Origin of the sequence: uncultured Fibrobacter sp., assembly GCF_937877005.1 — a bacterium.
Taxonomy (GTDB): Bacteria; Fibrobacterota; Fibrobacteria; order Fibrobacterales; family Fibrobacteraceae; genus Fibrobacter.
This window is the reverse complement of the sequence record NZ_CALEFV010000126.1, coordinates 1-10,927: the sequence shown is the minus strand read 5'-3', so window position 1 is coordinate 10,927 and position 10,927 is coordinate 1. Positions and strand designations below refer to the sequence as shown.

The window sequence follows — 10,927 nt, the reverse complement described above, 5'->3', positions numbered from 1 at the left end:
CACCGGCCTGTCACGCCGGAGGTTGCGAGTTCAAGCCTCGTCTATCCCGCGAAAAAAGACCTTTCTCTGAAAGGTCTTTTTCGTTTTCTTAGTCACCCCGAATTGGGTTCGGAATCAGTTTTATTTATTGAACAAAATCGATCCGCGACCGCGACCTAGCGCCTGCTTGCGAACCTCACGACCCTTCAAGTCGAAAGTTCTCGTAGGCAGGTGAAGCAACTGGGTGCGCACCAGACGCCTTTCAAGGATTTGCGTCTTGGAAGAATCCTTTCCGCTTGAATCAGCGACAACGGAGCTATCCTTTGTCGAATCCAGAACCGCAAAATTCTCGATAATCCAGCTTAAGTTTTGCGAAGAATTCTGCTTCGGGTTTTGCACCACCGTAGAGCCGACCGCTTCCAGATAAAGGCCACTTTTATAGTTCTTCAGGTAGACGAGACTGTCATCCCCCACCGTTTCCGCCTTTTCAAGTATATACCGCTGATGAGTTCCACCATTATAGCCGTAAGTCGCCGCTCTAATGCCTGCCGCAGTCGATTCATTTGGAATGTCTACGACACGGTTCCCGAGCTGAAAATAGTATGTAACGGGACTGTCGCCCACCGAGAAAATCTTCACGAATGTCGCCGAGTCGGAGCAATCCATAAGTTCGAGCGCATTGTCGGCGGTAATTCCCATACAAGTTCCCTTTTCCACCGAGCGGATGCGTCCATCCCTTAAGAACGCCACCTTGAACAGCTGCTGGTATATGGTCTCCACAAGAATCACGTGGTTGATCAGGTCCTGCTCGGACTTGGCCTCGCTCGCCTGGTTCAGTCCATACGGCCAGATATGCTGACGGTCGCAATGGAGTTCCGCATCCGGGCCGTCCATTTCGCGGAGTTTCGCCTGAACTTTATCATTCCTGAAAACACCGTCCACGCACGTTGCGGCGTATTCCGACGTGGTGCCAACACCCATCGTGTGGCCCATTTCATGCATGGCTGTGGGCACCACCATGTAGCTGCGGTTTTCGCCAAAGCGCAAATCACCGTTGCTGCTCGCCTCGGCCGTGGGCACGCCCGGCGCATAATACACGTTGATGTATTTGGAAAGATTCGAATAGGTGTTGTAGAGCTTGACGGCAGAATCCATCACCGTCGTGATTCGCTTGTAGGCGTCCTGCTCGTCAGCAGTCGGATTTGCGGACTTGTGGAGCGTATAGGTTATCGACCCCTCCGCAAGCGAATATTCCGCAAAAGCGAAAAGCAAGGACAAATAAATTAATGTTTTGACACCATTCCAAATGTTCATAAAAACTCCAATCCCAAAACCTGTATAAATTTACTTACAAAGGATGGTTGTATCAAGTAAAATTTCATAGATACAATCATTCGTGTGAATATTTTCCTGAGTTTTTTGTAGTTTTAGGCAAAAACCTCACGATTAAGGAGATCTCGGATGAAAATGAAATTCCTAGCCGCAGCAGCGGTCTCTGGTATTTTTCTGACGGCATGTGCCGGTGGAGCAAACGCAAGCAAATCTCTTGGCCGAGCGGACGAAACAGCAAATATCGCAGCCGAAGCAAAGGCTGACCCCGCCAAGACAGAATCCGCCAAGGCAAAGCTTGACTCCGCCAAAGTCCTGCACCAGGAAGGCGAAGAAGAACAGGCTATAGCCCTCGCCGAAGAAAGCACTCTCGACTACAGGCTCGCCATTGCCGCTGCCGAACGCGACGAAGCCAAGAAAGAAGACGAACGCGTCGAAAAAGAACTTAGAGGCGACGTTGAACGCAAGCTCATCTACCAGAGCATCCTGGACCAGGAAACCAAGAACGGAGGTGCCAAGTAATGAAAACGAAAAAACTACTCCTGACTAGTGCTTTTGCCGTATCGCTCTGCTTTGCAGCCGAAGAGACCGCGCCCGCCATCCAGCCGGCAACAGAACAGCCTGCTGCCGAACAGGCCCAGACGAACGTCCTCGAAAACTGCCAGGCATCCATGGACAATGCCGCTAAGGATATGCCCGCCAACGCTCTTTCCGCGAAGTTCACGCTTGCCGAAGCGAAGGGGAACCTCGCCGAACTCCAGGCCGCCCTTGCCGACGATCCCGAATCCGACAAGGTCAAGGCACTCGCCGCTAAATGCGAGGCATTCGCCGCCCTAGTCGCTACTCAGGCCGAAACCCAGAAAATCCGCAACCATACTGCTGAAAATTGGGAAAAGCGCGCCGCCACGGCCAGATCTATCGAAGCCATCCAGGAACAGATCAACCAGGCCCGTAGCGGCAAGGTAAACGACCTTGAGGCCGAAAAGGCCAAGATGAAGGACCAGGAAGCCCGTCTGCAAGCCGAAATGCAGCAGAACCAGGAAAAGTTCCAGGCCGAAGCTGCAGCGCAGGAAGCCGCCCTGAAGGCTGCCGGAGAACGCGAAGCGGAACTCCAGAAGAAGCTCGCCGAGGAACAGAAGGCCCTTGCCGAGGAACGCGCCAAGGCCGAAGCCCGCCAGCAGGAAGCCATGAACAAGCTGAACGAGCTGCAGTCTCAGATGATCCAGGTGTCCAAGGACGCCCGCGGCATCATCCTTTCGATGTCTGACATCCTGTTCGCCGTGAACAAGGCTGACTTGAAAGCTGACCTGAAGACGAGCCTTGCCAAAGTCGCCGGCATTCTTTCCGTGTACCAGCAGTTCAACGTGTCCATCGAAGGCAACACCGACAACACCGGTTCTGCCGAACACAACATGAAGCTTTCCCAGCAGCGTGCCGACAACGTGAAGGCATTCCTCGTGGAACAGGGTATCGCCGAAGACCGCCTGACCGCCAAGGGGCTCGGCATGACCATGCCGGTCGCTGACAACTCCACCAAGGAAGGCCGTCAGAAGAACCGCCGCGTGGACCTGGTGATCCAGGACAAGGCCCTGCAGCAGGAGGCTAAATAAGCCAAACGGAAGACTTTTTCCCTAAAGAGGCCCCGCACTTGGTGCGGGGTCTCTTTTTTTGCAGTTTGCGTGACAAAGCAGTTTAAATTTGCTAAATTTAGCCCCGTAACTTTTAACCGGCGATGCAAGTCGCCAAAGAATCAAGAGGTAAAACAAATGGCAGTTTCTTACAAGGAACTCGGCCTGGTGAACACCAGGGAAATGTTTGCAAAGGCTGTTAAGGGTGGCTATGCTATCCCGGCTTTCAACTTCAACACCATGGAACAGATGCAGGCCATCGTGCAGGCTGCTGTGAAGCAGAAGTCTCCGGTGATCATGCAGGTCTCTAAGGGTGCCCGCAACTACGCTAACGGCACCATCCTCCGCTACATGGCCCAGGGTGCTGTTGAATACGCCAAGGAACTCGGCTGCGCCAATCCGCAGATCGTGCTCCACCTCGACCACGGTGACTCTTTCGAACTCTGCAAGGACTGCATCGACAACGGTTTCTCTTCCGTGATGATCGACGGTTCCGCTCTTCCGTACGAAGACAACATCGCCCTCACCAAGAAGGTTGTTGAATACGCTCACCAGCACGACGTGACCGTCGAAGCTGAACTCGGCGTGCTCGCCGGTGTGGAAGACGAAGTCCAGGCTGAAGAATCCCACTACACCAAGCCGGAAGAAGTGATCGACTTCGCTACCCGTACGGGCTGCGACTCCCTCGCTATCTCCATCGGTACCAGCCACGGTGCTTACAAGTTTAAGCCGGAACAGTGCACTCGCGACCCGAAGACTGGCAAGCTCGTTCCGCCTCCCCTGGCATTCGACGTGCTCCACGCCATCGAACAGAAGCTCCCGGGCTTCCCGATCGTTCTCCACGGTTCTTCTTCTGTTCCGCAGGACGAAGTGGACACCATCAACGCCCACGGTGGCAAGCTCCCGGATGCCGTCGGTATTCCGGAAGAACAGCTCCGCGAAGCTTCCAAGTCCGCTGTCTGCAAGATCAACATCGACTCTGACAGCCGTCTCGCCATGACTGCCGCTATCCGTAAGTATTTCGACGAACATCCGGAACACTTCGACCCGCGCCAGTACCTCAAGCCGGCTCGCGAAAACATGCAGAAGATGTACGAACACAAGATCGTCGACGTTCTTGGTTCCAACAACAAGCTGTAATCTACAGCGGCGTAAGCCGCTCAAATGACAAGCTGAAAAACCGCATGGGTAAAACCGCGCGGTTTTTCTTTTTATATTTAATCCCACACCCCCATCCTCAATCATCCATTATCAATCATCAATTATGTACTGCCCTCACTGCCATTCCGAACTGAAAGACAACGCCACGTTCTGCCCGCATTGCGGGAGCGATGCCGATACCGGCTGGAAGGAAGGCGCAGAATTTACCGACCTCGAAACGCCGGATTACGACGAAATCGTCGAAAATGAATTCGGTGAAAAGAAGAAAGCGAATCCGCTCGCCATAGCGGCTGCGGCAATTGTCGCCCTCGCGTTTATCGCGACAATGGTCCTACACTAGGCAAGCGTTTTTTCAAGCGACTCTAGAATTTCGGAAGCTTCTGCGAAATCGTAGTCATCGAGGAGATCCTTCAGCTTACTGATCAGGGTTTCCTGAGCGCTTTCAAAGGCGATTCCATCGATAGAGTCAAGAATTCGCTTGCACTGGGTCGACGAGCAGGTATCCACGGCGCTCTTCAGTTCCTCCACGGCTTCCTTCAGTTTCTTAGCCGCTTCCGGATCCTGAACCTTCTGGACGGGTTCGTTCTGCTCAGAAGCAATGTTTCCAAGCACGACATTCAGTTCTTCGACAAGTGTATGCAGGCCGTCCTCGAATTTATTGTAATCCGCGAAGTTACACTGACTCTGCGACAGCTGCGTTTCGAGAGACGCAGCAATGTTCTGCATGTAGCTCGATCCAATCGTTCCGCACAGGCCCTTGATCGTATGGACAATACGAGTAGCCTCTTCGTAGTGGAACTGTTCAATCAGCGAACGCAAATTGAACGACTTTCCTCCATAATCTCGCACAAAGCCCTGGAGAATCTTCAGATACATGTTGCGATTGCGGTTCACATGATATAGACCGGACTCGGCATCGAAATTCGAGACCTTCTGGAAATGCGTCAGGAACGAGCCATCTTCCTTGCTAATTTCGACAGATGTCGCACTAACTGTATTCGGGGCCTCAGCTGCCACCGGCAGGAACTTGGCGATTTCTTCGTAGAGTACCGTCGGATCGATCGGTTTGACGATATGCGCATTCATACCGGCCTCGATACATTCCTCGGTATCCTTCTTAAACGCTCGGGCACTCATGGCAAGAATCGGGACCTTCTTGAAGTATTCGTCTTCGCGGGCACGAATTTCACGAGTCGCCGTGAGGCCATCCATAATCGGCATCTGGATATCCATGAGAACCATGTCGAAAGCATCCTTCTTGAGCATGTCAAGCGCTTCCTTACCGTTATTCGCTATCATCGCGGTAAGTCCAACACTGTTCAGCAGGGATACAGCCAGTTCCTGGTTCATCTGGTTATCTTCGACCAGCAGAATCTTCGCTTCCTTGAAGTAAATCTTTCCCTTTTCCTTCTTGACGGCCTTCTGGTAGGTCAGAGGAATATGCAGCGCTTCCTGTATGGCGCTCAACATCGTACTCATCTGCAGAGGCTTGGGAACAAAAGCGTCAAAACCTAGGTCCTTGGCCGAATTCAGCTCGTTCTCGTCGAAATGAATCGGATGCATGAGAATCTTGGGTATCGACTTCATCGAATCGCTGAGGCCATGCGCGAAACCGAAGCCGTTCATGATAGGCATGCTGTAGTCCACCATGAAGAGGTCATAGGGATCCTCGTGAGCCTCTTCGTGAGCCTGAATCAGGTCGAGAGCCTCGTCTACGGAACATGCCTCCTCGACAACAAACTGCAAGCGTGTCAGGTAATGCCGCAGGACCGTGCGCAGATTGGCGCAGTCATCCACAAGGAGCACATTCTTATTCTTCAGGCCATTCTCGTTTTTCCACTTGGGCTCGCCCGCCTGAGCCGCCACCGGCAAGGATATCGTAAAGAAGAACTTGGAACCCACTCCGGCCGTACTATCGACCTGAAGCTGTCCACCCATCAGTTCGACAAGCGACTTCGATATCACAAGACCAAGTCCCGTTCCACCATACTTGCGGGTCGTTGAGCCATCGGCCTGCGTAAAGGCATTAAATAGTCTCCCCAGCTGCTCCGGTGTCATGCCGATACCCGTATCCTTGACGCAAAAATACAGTTTTACCGTATTATTCATGCGCTGCTGCAGCTTCACGCTCAAGGTAATATCGCCTTTTTCGGTAAACTTCGTCGCATTGTTGATCAGGTTCGTAAAAATCTGGGAAAGCCTGAGCGGGTCTCCCATCAAGATCTCAGGAATATCCGGGTCCACATCCACAATCAATTCTATCGGGCGGCCAGCAATACGCACCTCGGCAAGAGCCGCCACTTCGCCAATCACATCTTGCAGCACAAGCTGCGTGATTTCCAAATCCTGCTTTTTCGCCTCAATCTTCGAGAAGTCTAGAATATTGTTGATAATTCCGAGCAAAGACTTTGCCGCATGGCTGATTCGGTCTACAAATCCTCGCTGATGGTTATCGAGTTCCGTTTCCGAAATCAGGTGCGCCATACCAATAATCGCATTCATCGGAGTACGAATTTCGTGACTCATGTTCGCCAGGAATTCACTCTTTGCCTGAGTCGCCTGTTCCGCAATTTCGCGCGCCGCCACCACTTCCGAGATGTCGATCATCGAAAGCATGTAACCCACCACAGTCTCCTGAACCTTCAGGGTACAGCCTTCGCCGCGGAACCAAGTTTCCGCAGCCACATTATCTGACTTCAAGACGAAGGAATCCTTCCAGACGGATTCTTGTTCAAACGATTGAATTAGGGATGTCAGGACCGATTCCGGGAAGCCCTCTTCCTTCAGGTCGTTAATGGAAAGCCCGACCAGCGACCGCCATTCTTTACCCAAGAATTCACCCAGCTGACGGGACATGTATTTCACATGAAGATTCTTGTCAAAAATAACCAGGATCGAATGGTCGCCCGAAAGCATGATCGTATCCAAGATGGTATCCTTCTGGATGCCGCTCGTTTCATCGTTGACCATGAACAGGAATCGCGTCGTACCGTTGTCTTCGACAAGAACCTGGAACGATATTCCCCACCAAGCCACTTCCCCATCGGAATTCTGGACACGCTCGATTGTCTTTCGTTCGCTGGCAAGCATCTGGCCGCCCATGGCAACGCGATGCGCAAACTTGTTGAACTGCGTCGACGGGAAGAACTTGAACAGCCGTTCGTCCTTCATATCTTCGCCACCGTTCAGGAAATCGACCACATAGGCGCTCGCATGTAATATGTCAAAATTCTCGTTAGTGAGGATAATCCTGAAGTTGTCCCCCTTCCACAGAAGCGTATCGAAAAGCGTACTGGAGTTCACGCTATCGTTCAGGTCGCGCTGAATAAACTTGCGGAAAAGTAGATGCGATATGATAACGGCAAAGGCCATCACCAGAAGAACCATCAAGCCGACTATTCCGAGCACCCTATTCGTATGGTTGTCAATTCCGGCAACCACCTTGTTATGCTGACTCACGTGAACCAAATAGAACGGGATGTTCTTGAGGGATGAGACCATGAAGATCAACTGCTGGCGGTGTTCGTTCGTCTGCTTGAAATCGAGCATAACCCCGTCCATCAGCGTATCGGCACTGAACTTTTCAAGAGCCAACTGCAACAGTCCCTCGACACTGTCCTGCAGAACCTTTCCACGATTCGTTTCATACGGGAAATAAGTGATCAGCCCATTATTGTCGTTATCGACCATCATGGTAATGCCACCTTCTTCCCTGGCAAGGCCACCAATAGCATGCCTTACCTTGTGCAGGTCTATATCTTCGGCTACGGCACCCTTAAATTTCTGGTTCTTGTCCCATATCGGGTAAGACAGCGTTATCACCTGCTTGTTCAGGTCCTTACGAATTGTCGGACCCGTATAGGCCAGCCCCCTCTTTCTCGAGGCATCCAGATACCAGGACATCATGCGGAATTCGGACTTGCCGCTTTCCAGCTTTGTCCCCTTCGAAGACACGAAGTCGCCTTCACGAGGGCCATAATAAACATCGACAACCTCGCCAGCCGACTGCATCTGCTTGTAGAGCAGTGAACGAACGGCCGACTCTTTCTGATTCTGCTGAAAACGTTTGACAAAGGCGATGAAGGCGTCCTCGTCCTTTTTGAATAGGGCTTCGACTTCTATCTGGACGCGATCATGCAGAGCGACTTTGGCATTTTCGACCACGGAATCGACAAGAACCTTGCGAATTCCAAAATAAAAGACAAAAACCAGGGCTATAGCGACTAAAAACGATGGTACAAGATAAACCATCGATATGCGGTTTCTAAGCCTTCTACGCTGTGCATTCAACAGATTATGAGTCAAGACAACTACCCTTTACGAAAGTTCATCTGTATAACGGTCGTAAATTTCGGGAAGCTGCGATTCAATTTCCATAAATGCGTCAACCACATCCGGGTCGAACTGCGTTCCCTTTCCATCCAATATTTCCTTGACAGCCACGTCGTGAGGATAAGGATCCTTATAGGCCCTGCGCGACACAAGGGCATCGTAGACATCAGCCACCGACATGAGTCTAGCCCCCACGGGTATTTTCTCCCCCTTGACTTTGTTCGGATACCCCATACCATCCCAGCGTTCGTGATGATTCAGGATAATTTCTGCGGAAATGCGAACCAGGGGGTGATCCTTGAGTTCCTTCGTGGCATTTACCAGCACATCGTAACCCATTTGAGCATGCTTGCTCATGACCAACCATTCCTCTTCAGTAAGGCGAGCGGGCTTACGCAAGATCTCGTCGGGAATTCCCACCTTGCCGATATCGTGCAACGGGGCTGCTGTGGCATAGTAATCTATATATTCATTGTTCGGTATCGCCGCACTAAAACGCGGATGATATCGCAGCTTTTCAGCAAGCATCTGTACCAGAACCTGCGTACGCTTGATGTGGGCACCCGTTTCAGGGTCGCGGTATTCTGCCAATGCGCCGAGACTGGTCAACATGACCTTCAATGTCTTACGCAGATCAATCGTCTTTTCTTCAACAAGTTCCTGCAAATGATCACGCTGATGCTTGAATTCCAGCTGATTCTTAATGCGCAATTCGACAAGATTCGGATGGAAAGGCTTGGTAATATAGTCTACCGCCCCGAGATCCAAACCCATCTGTTCGCTCTTGCTGTCCGCCTTGGCAGTCAAGAAAATGACAGGTGTATTCTCGACAAGCTTCTTTGCATTCATTTGTCTCAAAGTCTCGTAGCCATCCATTTCGGGCATCATGACATCTAGGAGAATCAAGTCTGGATGAACTTTTTCAGCAAGGAACAACCCTTTCTTTCCATTAAGGGCGACAAAGACTTCATATTCCTTAGATAAAATACCTTCAAGAACTTCAATATTCGTCTTAGTATCATCAATAACAAGAATTTTAGCGCGAGATCGATCCATGAACATAATATATGCTCTGTTTTTTTGAATAAGACAAATTATTTTATTCCAATTTGGAGTAAATTTGCCTTTTTTTATAAAAAAAAGGTTTTTTGCAACTTTTTTGTATGATTTTACCCTCGATACTGTGATTTTTTCCACACGCATGGCTATATTATGCTATAGGGAACACTATGAACAACATGGTTTGGAAAAAAAAATATCTTGCCCCTTCAAGGCTATTCATCACCTTATCATTATCGGCAGCACTTAACCCTGTCTTTGCACAGGACGAAATTGCCCCATTCTGGCGCGCAGTCGACAGCGTAAGCCGGAGCCTAGGCAACTCGGCCAACGACCTGTATACCGACCTTACCCTCCTCGACACCATAAAGCTTGGCGGGGAGACCTTCCCCATTACGTGGAAAAGCAGCGACACGCTATTTTTGGGCCACGACGGCCACGTCAACGGCAGATTTGTGGGCGAAAACAAGGAAGTGACCCTCACAGCAACCATTCACGACGGCCTGAGCGCAAAGACGCAGGACGTAGCTATCAAGGTTTCCATCCACGGGTATGAACCCTACTCCAACTACCTTTTCGCGTATTTCCCGGCCAACGACAACGAGAATATCTACTATGCGCTGAGTAACGACGGCTACAGCTTTACCGCCATGAATAACGGAAAGCGCGTGGTGGCCGCCGACACGGTAAGCATCAAGAAGGGGCTCCGCGACCCGCACGTGCTGCGTGCTCCCGACGGCTGGTTCTACATGGTGAATACCGACATGAAGAGCGCCGAAGGTTGGGCAAGCAACCGCGGCATGGTACTCATGCGCTCCCGCGACCTCATCAACTGGGAACACAGCACGGTGCATTTCCCTGATAAGTACAAGGGCAAGAACTTCGCGAACGTGACCCGCGTCTGGGCCCCCGAAACGTTCTGGGACGACACCTACGACAACGGCGACGGCACCAAGGGCCGTCCGCTCGTGTACTTTTCGCTCTTGACCAACGATGGTACTATCCCCTACGACAAGGTGTTCTACGCCTACTCGAACAAGGACTTCACCGATTTGGAGGGCGAACCGCAGCATTTCTTTGACCGCGGCAAGTCGACTATCGACATGGACATCGTCTACAACCCGGTCGACAAGTTCTACCACGCCTTCTACAAGAACGAGGGCGACGGCGGCATCTGCAAGGTGACCGCAAGTTCTCTCATGCCGAAAAGCGGAGCCGCCAGCGGTTCGCAGTGGAGCAAGCCGAGCAAGGCCCTGCAACAGACGACCGAGGCCGTGGAAGGTGCAGGAGTCTTCAAGCTCATCAACCAGAATTCCTGGGTGCTCATGTATGACTGCTACATGAACGGGCATTATCAATTTACAAGCAGTTCCGACCTCGAAAACTTCAAGTTCGTGCAGGATACCAAGACGAGCGGCGCATTCACACCCCGCCACGGG

The 10,927-nt window shown here is 51.4% G+C and carries 8 protein-coding genes; 5 read left to right on the top strand and 3 right to left on the bottom strand.

Features of this window, described 5'->3' with window-relative positions; genetic code table 11:
• Positions 1 to 120: 120 nt before the first annotated feature.
• Entirely contained in the window at positions 121 to 1,293 is a 1,173-nt protein-coding gene (locus Q0628_RS06285) for an RICIN domain-containing protein (RefSeq protein WP_298769224.1), read from the bottom strand.
• Between the two features lie 147 nt (positions 1,294 to 1,440).
• On the opposite strand from Q0628_RS06285, the gene Q0628_RS06280 reads away from it, so the two are divergent.
• The 4 genes from Q0628_RS06280 to Q0628_RS06265 all read left to right on the top strand — a co-directional run bounded on the left by Q0628_RS06280 (position 1,441) and on the right by Q0628_RS06265 (position 4,437).
• A complete protein-coding gene (locus Q0628_RS06280; RefSeq protein ID WP_298769222.1) occupies positions 1,441 to 1,830 on the top strand; it encodes a hypothetical protein in 390 nt (129 codons plus the stop codon).
• Complete coding sequence (locus Q0628_RS06275) at positions 1,830 to 2,918, top strand: OmpA family protein (RefSeq protein WP_298769221.1); 1,089 nt, start codon at positions 1,830 to 1,832, stop codon at positions 2,916 to 2,918. Before Q0628_RS06280 ends, Q0628_RS06275 begins: the two co-directional genes overlap by 1 nt.
• A gap of 156 nt (positions 2,919 to 3,074) precedes the next feature.
• Positions 3,075 to 4,076 carry a class II fructose-bisphosphate aldolase gene (locus tag Q0628_RS06270; protein ID WP_072797481.1) on the top strand — a complete coding sequence of 334 codons (1,002 nt, stop codon included), beginning with the start codon at positions 3,075 to 3,077 and terminating at the stop codon, positions 4,074 to 4,076.
• 124 nt (positions 4,077 to 4,200) lie between these two features.
• Positions 4,201 to 4,437, top strand: a complete 237-nt coding sequence (locus Q0628_RS06265; protein WP_298769216.1) for a zinc ribbon domain-containing protein — start codon at positions 4,201 to 4,203, stop codon at positions 4,435 to 4,437.
• On the opposite strand, the gene Q0628_RS06260 is transcribed toward Q0628_RS06265, so the two are convergent.
• Both Q0628_RS06260 and Q0628_RS06255 read right to left on the bottom strand, forming a co-directional pair.
• Positions 4,434 to 8,348 carry a response regulator gene (locus tag Q0628_RS06260; RefSeq protein WP_298769214.1) on the bottom strand — a complete coding sequence of 1,305 codons (3,915 nt, stop codon included), beginning with the start codon at positions 8,346 to 8,348 and terminating at the stop codon, positions 4,434 to 4,436. The genes Q0628_RS06265 and Q0628_RS06260 overlap by 4 nt on opposite strands.
• 66 nt (positions 8,349 to 8,414) lie before the next feature.
• Entirely contained in the window at positions 8,415 to 9,485 is a 1,071-nt protein-coding gene (locus Q0628_RS06255) for an HD domain-containing phosphohydrolase (RefSeq protein WP_298769212.1), read from the bottom strand.
• A gap of 173 nt (positions 9,486 to 9,658) precedes the next feature.
• Between Q0628_RS06255 and Q0628_RS06250 the strand changes: the two genes are divergently transcribed.
• On the top strand, positions 9,659 to 10,927 hold a 1,269-nt coding region (locus Q0628_RS06250), incomplete at its 3' end, for a glycoside hydrolase family 43 protein (RefSeq protein WP_298769210.1).

Excerpts from the sequence above, each read along its gene's own strand:
- Q0628_RS06285 (WP_298769224.1), bottom strand. The coding sequence starts at position 1,293 with ATGAACATTTGGAATGGTGTCAAAACATTAATTTATTTGTCCTTGCTT.
- Q0628_RS06280 (WP_298769222.1), top strand. The coding sequence starts at position 1,441 with ATGAAAATGAAATTCCTAGCCGCAGCAGCGGTCTCTGGTATTTTTCTG.
- Q0628_RS06275 (WP_298769221.1), top strand. The coding sequence starts at position 1,830 with ATGAAAACGAAAAAACTACTCCTGACTAGTGCTTTTGCCGTATCGCTC.
- Q0628_RS06270 (WP_072797481.1), top strand. The coding sequence starts at position 3,075 with ATGGCAGTTTCTTACAAGGAACTCGGCCTGGTGAACACCAGGGAAATG.
- Q0628_RS06265 (WP_298769216.1), top strand. The coding sequence starts at position 4,201 with ATGTACTGCCCTCACTGCCATTCCGAACTGAAAGACAACGCCACGTTC.
- Q0628_RS06260 (WP_298769214.1), bottom strand. The coding sequence starts at position 8,348 with ATGGTTTATCTTGTACCATCGTTTTTAGTCGCTATAGCCCTGGTTTTT.
- Q0628_RS06255 (WP_298769212.1), bottom strand. The coding sequence starts at position 9,485 with ATGGATCGATCTCGCGCTAAAATTCTTGTTATTGATGATACTAAGACG.